The organism is Aurantibacter sp., assembly GCF_039941195.1.
Lineage (GTDB): Bacteria > Bacteroidota > Bacteroidia > Flavobacteriales > Flavobacteriaceae > Aurantibacter_A.
The window spans coordinates 36,168-53,703 of the sequence record NZ_JBDVFA010000085.1 but is presented as its reverse complement, the minus strand read 5'-3'; the positions used below and the strand labels follow the sequence as shown (position 1 = coordinate 53,703).

Annotated in this window: 15 protein-coding genes; 3 read left to right on the top strand and 12 right to left on the bottom strand. The window is 31.8% G+C overall.

The window, feature by feature from the left end:
* Positions 1-114: 114 nt before the first annotated feature.
* Complete coding sequence (locus ABJF52_RS13645) at positions 115-1,203, bottom strand: DUF1972 domain-containing protein (RefSeq protein ID WP_348151255.1); 1,089 nt, start codon at positions 1,201-1,203, stop codon at positions 115-117.
* Positions 1,204-1,358: 155 nt separating this feature from the next.
* On the opposite strand from ABJF52_RS13645, the gene ABJF52_RS13640 reads away from it, so the two are divergent.
* Genes ABJF52_RS13640 through ABJF52_RS13630 form a run of 3 tightly spaced genes read left to right on the top strand, consistent with a single transcriptional unit; the run spans position 1,359 to position 5,727 of the window.
* Positions 1,359-2,540, top strand: a complete 1,182-nt coding sequence (locus tag ABJF52_RS13640) for an O-antigen ligase family protein (protein ID WP_348151252.1) — start codon at positions 1,359-1,361, stop codon at positions 2,538-2,540.
* Between the two features lie 60 nt (positions 2,541-2,600).
* Positions 2,601-4,016 carry an MBOAT family O-acyltransferase gene (locus ABJF52_RS13635; RefSeq protein ID WP_348151250.1) on the top strand — a complete coding sequence of 472 codons (1,416 nt, stop codon included), beginning with the start codon at positions 2,601-2,603 and terminating at the stop codon, positions 4,014-4,016.
* Positions 4,017-4,035: 19 nt separating this feature from the next.
* Complete coding sequence (locus ABJF52_RS13630; protein WP_348151247.1) at positions 4,036-5,727, top strand: DHHW family protein; 1,692 nt, start codon at positions 4,036-4,038, stop codon at positions 5,725-5,727.
* 6 nt (positions 5,728-5,733) lie between these two features.
* Here the strand turns inward: ABJF52_RS13630 and ABJF52_RS13625 are convergent, their stop codons facing one another.
* The 11 genes from ABJF52_RS13625 to rfbA form a co-directional block, all read right to left on the bottom strand.
* Positions 5,734-6,840: a glycosyltransferase family 4 protein gene (locus ABJF52_RS13625; protein ID WP_348151244.1), complete on the bottom strand. Its 1,107-nt coding sequence runs from the start codon at positions 6,838-6,840 to the stop codon at positions 5,734-5,736.
* 2 nt (positions 6,841-6,842) lie between these two features.
* Entirely contained in the window at positions 6,843-8,030 is a 1,188-nt protein-coding gene (locus ABJF52_RS13620) for an O-antigen polymerase (RefSeq protein WP_153756188.1), read from the bottom strand.
* A gap of 6 nt (positions 8,031-8,036) precedes the next feature.
* Positions 8,037-9,149, bottom strand: a complete 1,113-nt coding sequence (locus ABJF52_RS13615) for a hypothetical protein (RefSeq protein WP_348151241.1) — start codon at positions 9,147-9,149, stop codon at positions 8,037-8,039.
* 177 nt (positions 9,150-9,326) lie between these two features.
* Positions 9,327-10,472, bottom strand: coding sequence for a CDP-glycerol glycerophosphotransferase family protein (locus ABJF52_RS13610; protein WP_348151238.1), 1,146 nt, complete (start codon positions 10,470-10,472; stop codon positions 9,327-9,329).
* Between the two features lie 39 nt (positions 10,473-10,511).
* Complete coding sequence (locus ABJF52_RS13605; protein ID WP_348151235.1) at positions 10,512-11,783, bottom strand: flippase; 1,272 nt, start codon at positions 11,781-11,783, stop codon at positions 10,512-10,514.
* Positions 11,784-11,798: 15 nt separating this feature from the next.
* Positions 11,799-12,929, bottom strand: a complete 1,131-nt coding sequence (gene wecB / locus ABJF52_RS13600; protein WP_348151233.1) for a UDP-N-acetylglucosamine 2-epimerase (non-hydrolyzing) — start codon at positions 12,927-12,929, stop codon at positions 11,799-11,801.
* A 22-nt stretch (positions 12,930-12,951) separates the two neighbouring features.
* A complete protein-coding gene (locus tag ABJF52_RS13595; RefSeq protein WP_348151230.1) occupies positions 12,952-13,389 on the bottom strand; it encodes an adenylyltransferase/cytidyltransferase family protein in 438 nt (145 codons plus the stop codon).
* Positions 13,390-13,404: 15 nt separating this feature from the next.
* Positions 13,405-15,222, bottom strand: a complete 1,818-nt coding sequence (asnB, locus tag ABJF52_RS13590) for an asparagine synthase (glutamine-hydrolyzing) (protein ID WP_348151227.1) — start codon at positions 15,220-15,222, stop codon at positions 13,405-13,407.
* Between the two features lie 5 nt (positions 15,223-15,227).
* Positions 15,228-16,091, bottom strand: a complete 864-nt coding sequence (gene rfbD, locus ABJF52_RS13585; protein ID WP_348151224.1) for a dTDP-4-dehydrorhamnose reductase — start codon at positions 16,089-16,091, stop codon at positions 15,228-15,230.
* Entirely contained in the window at positions 16,088-16,633 is a 546-nt protein-coding gene (gene rfbC, locus ABJF52_RS13580; protein ID WP_348151221.1) for a dTDP-4-dehydrorhamnose 3,5-epimerase, read from the bottom strand. Before rfbC ends, rfbD begins: the two co-directional genes overlap by 4 nt.
* Positions 16,630-17,499, bottom strand: coding sequence for a glucose-1-phosphate thymidylyltransferase RfbA (rfbA, locus tag ABJF52_RS13575; protein ID WP_348151218.1), 870 nt, complete (start codon positions 17,497-17,499; stop codon positions 16,630-16,632). Before rfbA ends, rfbC begins: the two co-directional genes overlap by 4 nt.
* Between the last annotated feature and the right edge of the window lie 37 nt (positions 17,500-17,536).

The following is a 17,536-nucleotide window of genomic DNA, read 5'->3' as shown; positions in this document are numbered from 1 at the left end:
AAAAGCGATTCAATTTCAATCTTTTAACCCCATAGAAAACTAATTCTAACTATTATTTGAATTTAGAATTAATTCGTTAGGAAATTAAAACATGCCTATTTTACTTTATATAAATTAAACCGCCTTTGCGCTGAAAAGTGCACTATATTTTTGGCTTATTATTTTCCAAGTATATCGCTCAGAAGCCACGCTTTTCATTTCTTTAGCAATCTCTAATAACTGAGTCTCATTTTTTTCTACACTTCTAAGCATTACAATCATTTCTTCAACATCTTTAAAATACAAAGCCCGATTATCGGTTGTAAAACGATTATAGTTGACGTCAAAAGCAATAATTGGCAACCCAAGAAACATCGCCTCTACTAATGAAGGGTTTGTTCCACCGGCACTATGACCATGTATATATAAGTGGCAATTACTACGTAATTCATTTAACTTTTGCTGGTCATAAATTGGGTCCAACAAAAATATATTATGAAATGAATTATATTCATTTTTTAATTTTTTACCATAATCGCTATTTCCCCAATTACCAACAATAACTATGTTTACATCAGACTTACTAAATGCCTCTAATATTATATGAATGTTGTTCTCGGGCTCTATTCGGCAAACTTTAAAAGCATATTTTCTAGGAATTTTTAGAGCTTCTCTCGAGGCTTCATTAACTTGCTCATGGAAGACATGATCGGCACCATATGCTATTAAAACTGAGTCTTTACCATAGGCGTTCTTTACATGGTCGGCAATACCCTGATTATCTACCACAGTAAAATGACTTGAGCGTACTGCTATTTTCTCTTGATATTTTAAATACTTTTTCGCAAAACCATTCCATTTATCTCGTTTCCATTCAAGTCCATCAATATTTGTGATAATTTTCTTCTTAGAAAAAAAACGAACGAAAGGTATCATAAAGGCTCCGCTAACTCCTAAAATCAGCAGAATATCCGCATAAAAAAAAGAATGTATTATTGACCATACATCATAAAGGATACTTGAACTTCCATTCGCGCTAAGAGGCAGGTATTTGAGTTTTGCTCCTAAGTATGTATTCTTTTTCTCATTAGCATATTGTGATGCACTACAATAAACCGTAAAATCGCAATTCTCATTGAGTTCTTTTACTAAATACTCAGCCAAAGTCTCAAATCCACCGTACTTAGCTGGTATTCCTACGGTTCCTATTATTGCAATTTTCAATTTATATGTTTTTTATTGCGACCACATAAAACTTAAACTCACTAGAGGGAAAGGTTATATATATCTTAGCAGTCACATAATATTAGGTCGATTCATACTGGTAGACTACCAGTATTTATAATAATTCTTTAATTTCACACGCAAATTATTCAGCTATGTGGCTAGAAAGGCTAAAAAATGTTTCTTTATTATTTCTAGTTATCACCATTCCTTTTGCACGACTTTATAACATCAACTCTTACGCAATAGCCTTATTCGTTATTACTGTTTTGTGTTCAGCAAAAAAAAAGAATTTTAAACTTTCTTTTTCGTGGTTATTAATACTCTATTACCTACTTATTTGTTTTAATGTTGTATTTATTGATCAAACTGAATCTTATATTAATATCACAAAAAACATTCCTCTAATTTTAATACCGGTTATTCTATTTTTTGTTAACTTTAAAAAATCAACTCTTATAGTATTTGTATATAGTATTGCTATTGCCAGTCTTATATCACTTATTTATACTTACATTAAAAGCAAAGGCTATATATTCTATTTTCATAATCCAACCGAGATTATTGATCTTCAAATAAACTACCTAAGCATCTTTATTTGCTTTTCACTCGCTATATTATACAATGAAATATTGCAAACAAATATAGCCAAATTGCAACACTACATTTTAATTCCTTTTTTCTTTTTTATCCTTGCAATTTTATTCAATCGTACCGGTATAATTATTAGTATTTTAATCACAATATATTTTGTTTTGATTTATTTCAAAAAACAAGGCAATATAAAATTCCTTGTCGGTTTTATTGTTTTATTTAGCCTTTTAATGGGCTATATATTTACTAGACCCATTGTAGCACAAAAATTTAAGGAATTAGTCAATCAAGACTTTGTTGATGAAACTAATTACTCTAACGGCATTAGCAGTAGATTACTTTCTTGGCAATGCAGTCTGGAAAATATAAAAAGTGCTGGATTTTTTGGATTTGGAGTAGATAAATCTACTATGCTTTTAAAAGACTGTTATAAGTCTGAACTAAGTGCCAATTCAATTCAATTTATTAACGAATATAATTCTCACAATCAATTTCTACAGACAATTATGAATTTAGGGATTATTGGATTTTTACTCTTAATTTCTATTTATGGATGTATTCTTTATATGGGAATAAAAAATAAAGATCCTTTACTAATATTCTATTTTATAATCTTACTAATATTTGGCATGACTGAATCATTTCTAATACGGCAATGGGGTTTGGTGTTCTATTCATTTTTTACATCATATCTGTTTTTAAAACATACATTGAAAACCAATTCAAATGAGTTTTCTAATTAAACTTGTGCTCTTTGAATTCATAAATATTTCAACATTATAATTATAACCCATTAATAAACAATGGTTTTTAGCTCTACCGTTTTCATTTTTCTATATCTACCTTTTGTACTTGGCATCTATTTTTTATTAGACAAAAAGCTTCGTAACCTTTTCTTGTTGATAGCTAGTTTGTTCTTTTACGCGTGGGGTGAAGGCATTCTTGTACTATTAATGATGAGCTCTATTGGAGTAAATTACATTGCAGGCCTATTAATAGATATAAGCAACAAAAAACTAAAAACTCGAAGGTCTAACGCTTTTCTAATCATAGGAGTCACCCTAAACCTTATGGTTTTAGTATATTATAAATACATTCATTTCATTTTTGAAAACCTTCAATTTTTAGAGCTAAAATTAAATTTCGACACTTCGAATGTAACTTTACCCATTGGTATTTCATTCTTTACTTTTCAAAGCATATCTTATTTAATTGATGTACATAGAGGATCCGTTGAAGGTCAACGAAGTATTATTAATCTCGGAATGTATATTGCACTTTTTCCACAGCTAATCGCTGGACCTATTGTTCGATATATTGATATTTCTAAAGAAATAGAAAGCCGGAAAGTGACCTCATCGCTTTTTAAATCGGGAATTAGTAGGTTTTTAATTGGTTTTGCTAAAAAGGTAATCATAGCTAACAATGTTGGCTTTATTGCTGATAAAATTTTTGGGGTACCTGTAGGTGATTTATCTACATCAATGACATGGATTGGCGCTATATGCTATTCTTTACAAATTTATTACGATTTCTCTGGATACTCAGATATGGCTATAGGCTTAGGTAAAATGTTTGGGTTCAATTTTAAAGAAAATTTTGAACATCCATATATTTCCAAATCAATAAAAGAATTTTGGCGCAGATGGCATATTTCCCTTTCTTCTTGGTTTAGAGATTATCTCTATATTCCATTAGGTGGGAATAAAAAAGGAAAATACCGCACTTATGTAAATTTATTTATCGTTTTCCTTTTAACTGGCTTATGGCATGGTGCTAGTTGGAATTTTATAATTTGGGGATTGTTTCATGGGTTTTTTCTTATATTAGAAAGAATTGAACCCTTTACACTATCTTCAAAATTTAATATCCTTAAAAGAATATACTTATTGCTAGTTGTTATCATAGGCTGGGTAATATTTAGAGCCGAAGACTTAGGATATGCAGTTGATTATATTTCTCGTATGTTCGCCTTTAAAGATAGTGTTTATACCTATCCGTATTTATTTTTAAATACTTATGTTCTTACTATTATTTCACTTGGAATATTATTTGCCACGCCGCTTAGAGCACTGTTGGTTGAAAAATTAAAGATTATTTTGCCTAATAAATTTGGGGCATTAGCTATAGAGCGTGGTGTTTATATTATGTTATTTTTATTTGCACTTATGGAACTAGCCCAAACTACTTATAATCCATTCATTTATTTTAGATTCTGATATGATTAAACGATATAGCTTGCCTTTACTATTAGCAATTCTGGTGTTTTTTACCATTAAGGTTCTTATAGGAACTCTTAAGTCAAAACCGGAAGAATTAGCAATACAAGTGAATGCCAAAGTTTTAGCAGATGACACTTTTCAAGTTTTTTATTTAAATGAAAAAGCAAAAGTTTTTAACGAAGAGCAAAGTGTAATTAGTGAGGTAAAAGGTGATTCTATTCTTCAAACAATTCGTTTTAAAATTCCATTGGACACCTCCATTAACAAACTTAGATTAGATATTGGCAAAAACAGAAAACAAAAACCTATTGAAATAACATCATTTATTTTAGCTAATGAATTTGATTCATTGACTTACGACATTTCAAAAGACTTCAATAAAAATATTTGTATTGGAGAAGAAAATGGAAAGTTTATAACCAAAACTATATCTAATAGTTATGACCCTTTCTTTATTTCAAAATTTAATGCGAAAGCCGCCATTTTAAATTTAACTAATGATAAACCACTTGTACATAATTTTGTCGCTTATCTAATTTCTTTTGTTTTTGCTTTAGCCTTCCTTCTCTCGGCAACCTTGAATAATTTTAGCCTAAATCGATTATCTCCCAATGCATATACTCTATTTTTCATATTAATAATTCTTGCTCCCCAATGTGCAAAATTATTAGACTCCACAGCTGAAACAAGCAACGAAAAAAGAAAACTAGCAAAAAAACCGGAGTGGAATTTCAAAGAAAGTTATCCAAAAGCATTTGAGGCATACTATAATGATAATTTTGGATTGCGTCCTCTTTTAATTAGTTGGTCTAGTAAATTTAAAATAAAGTTTTTTAAAGATTCTCCGAAACCAGAATTAGCTCAGTTTGGCAAAGACGGATATATCTTTTTTAATGAATATGAAGAAAAAAGTGGAGGAATATATTCTAGTTATTCTAATACCAACTTAGCTAGTGAAAAAGAGTTAAATAATGCACTACAAAAGCATAAGCGAATTAAAAATGAATTAGCTCATAAAAACATTGAATATGTATTTGGGTCTTGGCCCAACAAACACACTATTTATAACGATTTACTCCCATATACAATGAAATTGCAGTTAGCTAATAAAACATCGTTAGCTGATCAAACAGTTTCTTATTTCGAAAAGGCAAAATTACCCATGTTTGATGTTCGAAAGGACTTATTAAACAACAAAAATAAAAAGCAATTATATTACAAATTTGACACCCATTGGAATGCAAACGGAGCATATGAGGGATACCATGCTTTTTGCAAACAAACTTTTGATCAACTTGGTCTAAAGCCGTTTCCATTAGAAGAATTTGAAGTTAGCACTACACCCATAAGAAAGGGAGATTTAACTAAACTAATGGGTATCGATAGCATATCCAGCCACTATGATGTAAAACCTTTATATGAACTAAAAAACGACAATAAAAACTTTCATTTTATATATCCAGGAGGAATATACAAAAATGGCTTTGTTACTATAAATGATAATTGTGGAAATAATAAAACTGCTTTGGTTTTTAGAGACTCCTACGGCTCTGCCTTAATACAGTTTTTATCCCTTCATTACGCGAAAGTCATTTATGTCGCCAGAAGTCAGGTGGATATGTATTGGGTTAACAAAACCAACCCCGACGTAGTAATATTAGGCGTAGTAGAGCGACGTTTACCTTATTTGCTAGATATCGTTGAATAATATAACTTATATAATCAATTTGTATCCTTCTAAAGTCTTTTTCGCTGTTTCCTCCCACACGTATTCTTTAACAATTTTGTCTTTTAACTTATGATTGAAGGGTTTTGAATATGCCGTATCAATTGCGCTTCTTATGGACTCTACGTCATCTGGCTCACAATAATAAGCGTAATCTTCAAAATAGTCTCTTGTATCACCTTTCTCGGTAATTACAATATTTGTTTCCATTGCGGCTGCCTCTAATGAAGATAACCCAGGGGTTTCCATCCAGGAAATTAGCGCATGTACCTTGGCCAATTTATAATAAATAGGTAATTTATCGTGTGGTATAGGTCCAGTAAAATAAACGTTATCTCCTGCAGTCTCATGCACTGCATTGGTAAAAGCAGGGTCGTTTTTAGTTTCATTTCCAATTAATACCAATGGGTATTTATCACCCACGGCTTTTATTAGGTTAAGTGTAGATTTCCTTCCTTCAATTCTAGCAACTGAAAGAATACAATCTTTATATTTTAGCATATCCTCTTCAATACTATCATCGGTAACTGTATCAGGATTAAAAAGTTTGGTGTCGACCGCATTTGGCACTACTACATAATTATAATTTTCTAATTTATATTCGCTTGCCACCCTCTTCATTTCTGACAAAGAATTGGGTAGAAAAACATCGACATCTTCGGTAACCTTTTTTGCTAAACGATAATACCCACGAAAAAGCATATAATAAACTCCCTTATTCATGCGGCCATCTTTTAGATGTCTTAGGAATGTTTTTATATAATTAATAGTGTATGGAGAAAGTACATTAGCAACCTTTTGAGCAAAACCACCTCTTGCCTTTCTTTCAAATTCTGTATACAACCCGTAAATAGTGGATAATGCTACCTTTTTATTATGTTTTTTTGCATGCTTTATTTGCATATAAAGTTCCTGTGGGTCCATTAAATTAAAAAGATGCACTAGGTCGTACCCTGTTAAGTCTGGTTCTAATTCGATACTTATATCAACCTCAACACCCTGTTTCGCTAAATATTCTTTAGTTTTTTCTATTTGTGTTGTGTCGCCACCTGGGGCAGAATATAAATTACTTCTGGACTGGAATAATACTTTCATATTCAAATTTTCAATTTAGCAACAAAAATAAATGCTGCACAAATAATTAATTGTGGTAATAGGAAAAACAAACCGGGTGCCACGATACCACCAACGGCCAAACGCGAGAAATTTAAACTAAATAATATTAGTATTACAAACCAACTTATTTTTCCACTTCGAATAATTAATTCATAGAAAAAACCTGCTACTGCGCCTAAAAAAGAAGCGTGCAAAATTATACCTATCCAGCCTAAATTCATGTAAGCCTCACCTGGCGAAGTTATAGTCATTCCTTCACCTTCAAAGGCCATATCGTATTTTGTCTTTAAAATTACTCCTGTAAAGCCATTGTCATGTAGCCCTAATGCTACTCCTAAATCACTTAAAACCGTATACCCATAATACAAGTCATTATACGTATCAGTATTAAATACTATTGCTTCTAGGTTACTTACATTTACAGCTGTTGTCCACGCTGTAGATCCTATTGCCATAATTGAAAACTCACCTGTATGGCGGTAATAACCAACAAGGGATAAAAACATAATGAACAACACTCCCCATATTATGTATCGATACGAAATTCCTTGCTTTTCTAAATACTTTTTGGTAAAAATAGAATATGCCAAAAAACAAGTGACAACTAAATACGCAGCAGGACCACGAAACCCAATGCCCATTACTAGAAAAACACCAATAATTAAATATAGTACCGAAACTAACTTAATTTTATTTAGTACAAATTTCTCAATAGCAAAACGGTAAACTAAACTAACACTTATAAGCGCATTTGCAATTAAAATATACTTGCCTAACCCTGCTTTAGCACCTATACGTGCACTTTCTACATTATCCAAAAAAATGGGTATGGTACCCATCATAAATAGATAAACAAAAAGATACAATCCAACCCCAGATAGAAAAAAAAGATAAAAAGCCCTTTTCCAATGTTTTAAATCCATTCTAACTAATGGCACTACATCCTTTAGTTTAGGAAATGTCTTAACCAATAAATAATGAGGAACCAAATGTGCTGCAATTATAAAAACCAACAAATAGGTAATTAGAAGAGCCTTTGTTTTAAAAGTGGTTTCAAAAAAAGGAAAGTAATATTCTAAAGCAAAGGGATATAAGCACAAGAAAAATACGAATGCAACCAAAAAGAAAATGGCCGGATGTAAAACATTAAATATTCTAATTTTTCTCAAAAGACTTTAATTTGTAGCTGAACTAATTTCTTGAGAATCAGGATTACTAATTCTCTCAATTCCATTTAAAAGTGTCGTACTCATAACATTGTCTAATATTCGAAAATGATTAATTATAGTCGCCTTTTCAAGATTAGGATCCAAATTTTCACAAGGCGTAATAAAGGTAAGGTCGTTAATTACATTTAATTGCAACCACGCATTCACTTTCGCATAACGCATTTTAATGTAAAGTGCAATTAACCCAAAATCACTCCATAGTATTTCATTATTCAGATAGTAACCACCATAATAAATATTCCTAATTTTATTGTCATGAATTAGTTTAATGAAGCCACTTGGTGATACTTCTTTTTCATCAATAAACATTTTATCTTTTTCGACAACCGCATAAAACACTTTACTTTTATCTAATGAATTTTCAAAATTTTCTATTGCTGTTTGTTCTTTTCCATTTTTAAACATTACAATAATGTTGCTTCCCTTATTAATTTTATCCTCGGTTTTTGCAGTTAATCCTGTTACTGTTTTTCTAGGAAATACCAGTTCGGGCCCTTGCTCATATGAATGAACATAACCAACTCCATTTTTTTTCAGTAATTCTGCGGCTACTGCTTTCATTTCTTTGGTAAAAGAAAAAGAACCTTTATCAACAACAAATGCTTTAACACTTTCATTTCTTGATAAAAAAGAATAAATACCGTTTGGTTTATCTAAAAGACAATAAAAATTATCCGCACCAACATAAAACAAGTTTTCAATTTTATTTTTTAAAACAAATTGATCAATCATATCTTGGTTGTAAAAAAACACCCCTTCTTCCAAAATATTCAGATTTTTGTTTTGTGGCAAATGTGATGGAGCATACACTATTTTCATCCCTAAATCAGACAGCTCTTCAACAATTGGATTAATATTTTTAATAGTAATACTGTCTAAAAAACTATCTTCCCAAACGTCGATAAGTACCAAAGCACTGCGTTCTGGGTTTATTTCAATTTCTTTTTTTACGTCTACATAAAGATCTTTTTCTTTATTGTATTCGCTAAGTAAATATTCAATAGTTATTCCTTTACTTAAAATATTCTTCTGATATGCTAGTTGTTTGTCACTGTCCATTTTACAACCAAAAAAAACTATGCAGCAGATTAGAATTAGAAAAGAAAGAATGTTTATTTTAAAGTTTATTTTCCGAAGGTATATCATTATAATTTCTGAATATCTAAGCCCACTTTCAAAGGTACTGTTTTTTAGTTCTCATAAAAACTTAGGTAAGCGCCAACTACTTTAAAAATTCTAATCGAGACCTGCTATAAACGATGAAATTTTCTCGCTACTATTAGGTGTATTAAAACCATTAGAATTATACGTATTAGTCAACGAATCTATATTTAGTAAATACCCTATTAATTCATCTTTGTTATGTGCAATAGTAATCCCTATTTCATCGAACGAAAAATATAAGCCGCCTGATGCTTTGACATATGCCGAATAGTCAAAAACATATGCAATTATAGGTTTCTTAGTTATCATAAAATCGAATAAAATAGATGAATAATCAGTTATTAAAACGTCACTTATACAAAGTAACTCTTGAGTATCTTCCGAGGACACATTAATAACGTTTTGCAACTGCTCAAAAAATCCTGAATCAAAGATTGCTTTATCTAACGGATGTGGTTTGAACAACAAAATATGTTCTTGTTTTTCTTGAAACATACTATTTAAACTCACCAGCGAATCCTTAATATGATTTGTGCTTTGCATATTATTTCGAAATGTAGGCGTATATAAGATTAACTTCCTGTCTTCAAAATTCTTTAAAAAGTGTGCTCTATTTTTTAACTTATCAGTTAGTTCTTTATCAGCATAAGTATCATAAATAAATTGATTTCTAGGTTGTCCTAGTGCTTTGAGCTTTGAATCGTTTAAATGCATTGCTCCCTTGAATATAAAATTTGCGTTCTCTGAAGCTGTAATAAAATAATTCCACCTTTCGTATGGCAACTTTCTGCCAGACTTCAATATATTATCAATCCATTCGCGCTCTTTTAAGGAATCGTATCCAATTTTTTTGATAGGAGTTCCATGCCAAAGATTAATAATAACAGTTCGTTTAGGTGTAAATGGAAATACATCTGCTCCTTTATGAGAGATAATCCATTTAGATGCTCTAACTACAACCCATAAAGCCTGAAAACTCCATTTGTAAACACACTTAAACCCGCATTTTCTCATTTCTTTAACTTCGGACCGATTAGAAGAAATCCATATTGAGGTATACAAGTGTTTTTTTTGAAAATGAAAGAATAGAAACTTGGGGTTATCACTAAATTTATTAAATCCTGAACCAAACAATATCAGATTTTTGCGTACAGGAACAATAGCACAAATAATAGAAAAGAATATCTTTTCAATCAAAAAAAACAGGAATCTTTTCATTGCAAATTTTCAACACCTTTCGTTATAACACGAAAATAACTAAATCTGACCTTTCTCTTGTTTAATCTCTTTTCTCAATTTAATTGAACCTAATAGACGTATTGAAAAAACTATCGTTTGCGTAATTATCAATAAAAAAACAATTCTATTCATCGTTAAATATTTAAAGAAAACTATTAACAATAACACATGTAAAAGTGAAGCAAAAACAACGCTGTAATTAGCATATTTTTCCTTACCTAGTGCTCCTAAATAGGGGTAGCCAATCATAACTGTAGGCACAAAAATTAAAGCTAAAAAACAAAATAATCGCAACACATTTGCACTTAATTCAAAATCGGGACCAAATACCAAAGCCACTAAAAAGTCACTAAATATATATGCCAATGCAACAATAATTGTGTTTGCCACAATAACATAAAACAGTATTTTTTTAAAAAGTTTTAAGTTTCTATTTTTTGCCATATAGGGATATAATGCATCACCCAATGGAGCATATACTGCCACCATAGCCATAAATAACTTTTCCGCAGCACCAAATATTCCAGCAAAATAGTTGCCCAAAGCAATACCCGCGACAAATGTATTACTAGAAGTGTATAATGCGGCAGCTGAACGTGAAAAAAAGTATTGGGTACTATTCGAAATAAGTCTTTTGACTTCTGGTAAATCTGGCTTAACCCATTTTATTCTAAAATGCTTAAAAGCATAATACATTGAAAATATTCCACCAATAATAAAACCTATGGAATATAACATAGGTACTTTATAATAATCTGCTTCTACCGTAATAAAAACAAATATCAAGGCTGTAAATAGACCCTTCGCAATTACATTAACACGAGTCATGTATTTCATATTTTCCATGCCTTGAAACAACCAAATTGGATTTAAAACTTGCCCAATTACTATCCCAAACCCCAACAAATATGGTAATTTATGTTCTCCTAATTCTGAAATGGTCAATAAACAAACGTATAGCACGATAAAAGCAAGTATTGCCAATACTAGTTTTATAGAATATATATTACTAAAAATCCTATTAATCTTTTGTTTATCATCCCGAAAAATTGAAATGTCTTTAGTTGCTGATAAGTTAAACCCATAATCGCACAAAACAAAGAGATATTGCATAACTGCATAGACCATAAGTACCACTCCGTACTTTTCAGCACCAAGAACTCTACCTAAATATGGAAGGGTAAGAAAAGGCAAAAACAAGTTTACACCTTGTAAAGAGAAAAGCGATACAAAATTTTTAAATAGTTGGTTCTTGAAGAGCCTTTGGTATTTGCCGCTAGTGTCTATCAATATTATTCTTCAAAATTAAATTTGATTTTTAAGAAACTCTATAATACGATAACATGCTTTTCCATCACCATATGGATTATGCCTTTGGCTCATTTGCTGGTAAGCATTATCATTATTTATCAATTTATTGGCCTCATCCACTATTACCTCAGTATTAGTTCCGGTTAAAATTACAGTACCTGCATCTACTGCCTCTGGTCTTTCCGTAGTATCACGCATTACCAGTACTGGCTTCCCTAAACTAGGTGCTTCTTCCTGAACACCCCCACTATCTGTAATAATTAAATATGCCCTATTCATTAGCCATACAAATCCTGGATATGACAAAGGATTGATAAGGCTAATACTGTCAATACCATCTAATATTTGGTAAACTGGTTTTTGAACATTAGGATTTAAATGAACTGGATATATAATTTGAACATTATCGTTCTCTTTTGCCAATTGCGCAAGTGCATTGCAAATATTTATAAAACCTTGACCATGATTCTCCCTACGGTGCCCTGTAACAAGAAGCAATTTCTTTGATGGATTCCATAATTTATTTAATTCCTCTATTTCTTTGTCGGTGTAGCTTGATTCTGTAACTCTTTTAACACTTAACTCTAAAGCATCAATTACTGTATTTCCTGTTACTTCAATAGTATTAGAAGCAATATTTTCATTCAAAAGATTTTCTTTAGCTGTATCTGTTGGTGCAAAATGAAAATCAGCTATTCGACCGGTTATTGATCTATTCATTTCTTCAGGAAATGGAGATCTATTGTTAAATGTTCTTAGCCCTGCTTCTATATGACACACTTTCGAACCAGAATAGAATGCTGCAATCCCGGCTGCCATTGTAGTTGTGGTATCTCCATGAACAAAAACATAATGAGGTCTAAAATCTTCTAAAATAGGTTTTAAACCGATAATAATATCAGAGGTTAATGAATACAAGTTTTGGTTTTGCTTCATTAAATCCATATCAAAATGTGGTGAAATTTCAAAAAATTCCAGTACTTGATCCAACATTTCTCTATGCTGAGCGGTAATGCATACTTTAGTTTCAAAAATATCAGAATTCTTGTTAAATTCTTTAACCAATGGCGCCATTTTAATGGCTTCTGGCCTAGTGCCAAATACTATAAGATTTTTAATTTTCATGTAGTGTTAATTTGGCTTTCAATTATTCTCTTAACCTCTTTAAAGTCTCATTTATTAAAGTAGAAGATGTTCCTTTAGTATATGGAAAATAGATAATCTTAACACCTACTTCTTTAAATTTTTCATCCAGCTCTTGCCATTTATCAGTTTCAAACCAATCATCACCAACAAACATTATATCAAACTTCAATCGCTGCCACATTTTAAACTTGTCCATGTCATTTTGAGGCACTACTGAATCTACCTGTCGAATATTGCGTACTATTTCCATACGCTCTAAATGTGGTATAACTGCTTTTTTGTTTTTATAAGAAACCAGTTCATCACTTGTTACCCCTACAATAAGCTTATCGCAAAGTCCTTTAGCATTCTTTATTAAATTTAAATGACCAATATGAAATAAATCATATACACCCGAAGTATACCCAATTACGGACTTTTCATCTCCTCTTTTATACATTTTATATATTTTTATTTACCATTGCCAATCCTTATTAAAATATTGCTTCTTAAATAATTCAATATTAAGAAACATCCATAGTACTTGACCTGCTCTTGATTCCGTTTTACTTTTTTCTATTAATTGTTCCAACACGCCTTGTTTTAACCATGAACACTCAGTCAATAAGTTACGTGCCATTTCTTCTAAATTCTCGAACCACTCGGTTAAAGGGACCGGAAAGCCTACTTTTTTGCGTTCTATAATCTCCTTTGGTAAGTAATTGTACGATACTTTTCGAAGTAAATACTTTGGTATATCTAAGGTCTCACTGTATTCACTAGCGCTTTTATGTCTTGCTTCATTTTCAGATTTTTCATCTACCCATTTCAATTTTAAATCATATGGTATCTCATTATAACTAAACTCTATAAGATTGTGATCTAAAAAAGGTACCCGCGCTTCCACCGAAGTTTGCATTGTTGTCATGTCAACGCGTTGCAATAGACCTTTAACATGATAAGTGTGAAAGAAACGAAAAACATTCTCTTCATTACTACCCTTATCAAATAGAGTATTTAGCTTATCATCGAACTCTTTTCTATATATTTTTGGGGTTACAATCAAAGCATCTCTCATTTCCCTAGATACATACTCATATTTGTCTATCAAATAATCGTAGAAGCTCTTATCAGAACTACTATTTTCATAATCATAGGGAGCTCTAAAAATTCGTCCATAACCTCCCATTAATTCATCTGCACCCTCACCTGAAAGTACTACAGTAATTTTTTCTTTTAACTTGGATGACATTATTGCTAATGGAATTTCATTTGGCACTCCTAAAGGTGAATCTTTGTATGATATAAGTCGTTCCCAGTTTTGAATATAATCCTCCTTATTCATGATAATTTCATGATGCTTGGTGTTATATTTATCTGCAATTACTCTTGCGTATTCAAACTCATTAAGCTCAGGAAATCCTATCGTATAAGTGTTTACTTTGTCTTTCTTGGCTTCGGCAGTTATCGCCGTAATAAGACTTGAATCTACACCCCCACTTAAATACGTTCCTAGCGGAACATCTGCTATTAATCGATATTCAATTGCTTTTTTAAGCTCATTCTCAAACTTTGCTTCAATTTCATTCTCCGAATATCCAGTAACTTTATTAAATGATGTTGGCAGACTCCAATAGTTATGTTCTCCTAAATAAAAATCTTCGTCAATTTTTAAATAACTGCCAGGAAGCACTTGGTAGATACCTTTAAAAAAAGAGTAAGGTGCCCTTACATATCTGTTTGCTAGGTATTCATCAACCGCAGCTTCGTTGAAACCCGCTGGAACTAAACCACTTGCTAAAATTGCCTTTATTTCTGAAGAAAAGACAAGTTGTTCCCCGTCATTAAAATAATATAGTGGTTTAATACCCATTCGGTCTCTCGCAAGTATTAATTCTTTTGTAGTTGAATTAAACAAGGCAATAGCAAACATTCCGTTAGCCTGATTCAAAAACCAATCAATACCTTTTTGCTGAACTGCTGCGAGAATTACTTCAGTATCCGAATCGCTATTAAAATCATAATTCAGCTGTTTTGAAATTTCCTGAAAATTGTAAATTTCCCCATTAAAAACAATATGCCACTCCTTATTGTTGGAGTGCATTGGTTGATTTGCAATTTCTCGCAAATCAATAATACTTAACCGTCTATGGCCTAAAGCCAAATTATCCTTAAAAGTATAAAATGCCCCTGAGTCAGGACCTCGATGAACAATGGAATCGTTCATTTTAATGATTCTATCTTTAAGTCGATTTACTGAATCTTTGCCAAAAATACCTGCAATTCCACACATAAATACTAATCGTTATTTTTTAGATTGCCTAAACATTTTTTTAAACTATCTCTCCAATACGGAATTTCTATGTCTAACGTATCTTTAATTTTTGATTTATCCATAACACTATATGGCGGCCTCTTCGCTGGTGTAGGATAGGCCTCCGTTCTTATCGGTACCACTTTGCAATCGGTATGGCTTTCGCTTATAATAGCAACTGCAAAATCATACCAACTGGCAACCCCTTCATTACTATAATGATACAAACCGTATTCTGACCTATTTTCACGAATTAATTTCACAATTAATTGAGCCAAATCACCAGCATAAGTTGGTGTGCCAATTTGATCCCCGACAACATTGAGGATTTCTCGGTCCATACCTAATCTCAACAAAGTCTTTAAAAAATTATTCCCATATTCGGAATACAACCAAGAAGTTCTAAGAATAAAATGCTCATCAACTTCATTAACTACTTCTTTTTCGCCTTTTAACTTTGTTTCGCCATAAACACTAATTGGTTTTGGCTCATCTTCTTCAGTACAAATTGTCCCTTTTAAACCATCAAAAACAAAGTCTGTTGAGATTTGAATAAACTTAGTTCCCATTTTTCGAGACGCACGAGCCAAATATTTCGCTCCAATTGTATTTACATTGGTTGCGTTTATAACTTCTCCTTCAGCCTTATCCACAGCTGTATATGCAGCACAATTTATGCACCATTCGGGTTTGGTTAATTCAAAAAAAACATCGACTCCATTTTCGTTGGTGATATCTAAATCTTCAATATCAATAAAATGAAAGTTATGATTTTTAACATTATTGATATTGTCTTTTATGCAACTCGCCAATTGACCTTTACCTCCTGTAATTAATACATTCTTCATAACCTAGCTTGGTCTAAAGTTGGTAATTCCCAATCTTTTTCAGAAACAATAAGTTCTTGATGAGGTACTTTCCAATCGATGTTCAATGTTGGATCATTAAATATTATTCCTCCTTCAGATTCTTTGTTATAGTAATTATCACATTTATAGAAGAATTCGGCTGTGTCGCTTAAGACTACAAAACCATGAGCAAAACCTTTTGGTATAAAAAGTTGTTTTTTATTATCGGCGCTTAATTCAAATGCAACATGCTCTTTATAAGTTGGAGAATTTTTTCGTAAGTCTACAGCAATGTCCAGCACTTTTCCACTTAAAACTCGAACTAGTTTTGCTTGTGCATGGTCACCAATTTGATAATGTAAAGCTCGAATAACTCCCTTTGAAGAATACGATTGATTGTCTTGTACAAAATTAATATTTCCACCAATAGCATCATTAAAACGAAGTGTGTTAAACGACTCTAGAAAATATCCCCGTTCATCTTCAAAAACTGTAGGCTCCATAACAAAACAACCGCTAAGTTTCGTTTCTTTTACAATCATTGATGTTTGTTTAAAATACCCAATAAATTCTTTCCATACCCGCTTTTCATTAGCCGTTCTGCTAATGCTTTGAATTCAGCTTTAGTAATAAAACCCATTTCATAAGCTGCAGCTTCTATTGCACCTATCTTAAGACCTTGTCGCTCTTCAATAACCTCAACAAACTGAGAAGCCTGCATTAAAGATTGAAATGTACCAGTATCTAACCAAGCTGTCCCTCTATCTAAAATGCTTACACTTAATTTACCTCTTTCAAGATATTCCCTATTTACATCCGTAATTTCTAACTCACCTCTAGGACTTGGAGGAATTGTTTTAGCTATTTCAATTACATCATTGTCATAAAAATAAATCCCAGGTACAGCATAATTAGATTTCGGTTCAACTGGTTTTTCTTCTATACTTATAGCTTTTCCATCTTGATTAAACTCAACCACTCCATAGCGTTCTGGGTCGTGTACTCGATATGCATATATAATTCCTCCATCTGGGTCATTATTAGATTGTAATAATTTTGCAAGACCAGATCCATAAAAAATATTATCCCCTAAAACTAAAGCCACTTTATCTTTACCAATAAAGTCAGCTCCTATAATAAAGGCCTCTGCCAAACCATTTGGCGCTTCTTGCACGGCATACGAAAACTTACATCCATACTTTTTTCCATCGCCCAACAAATCACGAAATAATGGCAAGTCTTTAGGAGTTGATATAATTAATATTTCCTGAATACCTGCATACATCAAAGTTGACAACGGATAGTAAATCATTGGCTTATCGTAAATAGGCATTAATTGCTTACTTACTGATAACGTCAACGGATGTAAACGTGTACCAGAACCCCCTGCAAGTATTATTCCCTTCATCTTATGATTTTTTCTTTACCTTCTACAGTAATAATAG

What these genes read in the sequence shown, in the direction of transcription:
- ABJF52_RS13640 (WP_348151252.1), top strand. Translation starts at nt 1,359, where the DNA reads ATGTGGCTAGAAAGGCTAAAAAATGTTTCTTTATTATTTCTAGTTATC.
- ABJF52_RS13635 (WP_348151250.1), top strand. Translation starts at nt 2,601, where the DNA reads ATGGTTTTTAGCTCTACCGTTTTCATTTTTCTATATCTACCTTTTGTA.
- ABJF52_RS13625 (WP_348151244.1), bottom strand. Translation starts at nt 6,840, where the DNA reads ATGAAAGTATTATTCCAGTCCAGAAGTAATTTATATTCTGCCCCAGGT.
- ABJF52_RS13615 (WP_348151241.1), bottom strand. Translation starts at nt 9,149, where the DNA reads ATGGACAGTGACAAACAACTAGCATATCAGAAGAATATTTTAAGTAAA.
- ABJF52_RS13610 (WP_348151238.1), bottom strand. Translation starts at nt 10,472, where the DNA reads ATGAAAAGATTCCTGTTTTTTTTGATTGAAAAGATATTCTTTTCTATT.
- wecB (WP_348151233.1), bottom strand. Translation starts at nt 12,929, where the DNA reads ATGAAAATTAAAAATCTTATAGTATTTGGCACTAGGCCAGAAGCCATT.
- ABJF52_RS13595 (WP_348151230.1), bottom strand. Translation starts at nt 13,389, where the DNA reads ATGTATAAAAGAGGAGATGAAAAGTCCGTAATTGGGTATACTTCGGGT.
- asnB (WP_348151227.1), bottom strand. Translation starts at nt 15,222, where the DNA reads ATGTGTGGAATTGCAGGTATTTTTGGCAAAGATTCAGTAAATCGACTT.
- rfbD (WP_348151224.1), bottom strand. Translation starts at nt 16,091, where the DNA reads ATGAAGAATGTATTAATTACAGGAGGTAAAGGTCAATTGGCGAGTTGC.
- rfbC (WP_348151221.1), bottom strand. Translation starts at nt 16,633, where the DNA reads ATGATTGTAAAAGAAACGAAACTTAGCGGTTGTTTTGTTATGGAGCCT.
- rfbA (WP_348151218.1), bottom strand. Translation starts at nt 17,499, where the DNA reads ATGAAGGGAATAATACTTGCAGGGGGTTCTGGTACACGTTTACATCCG.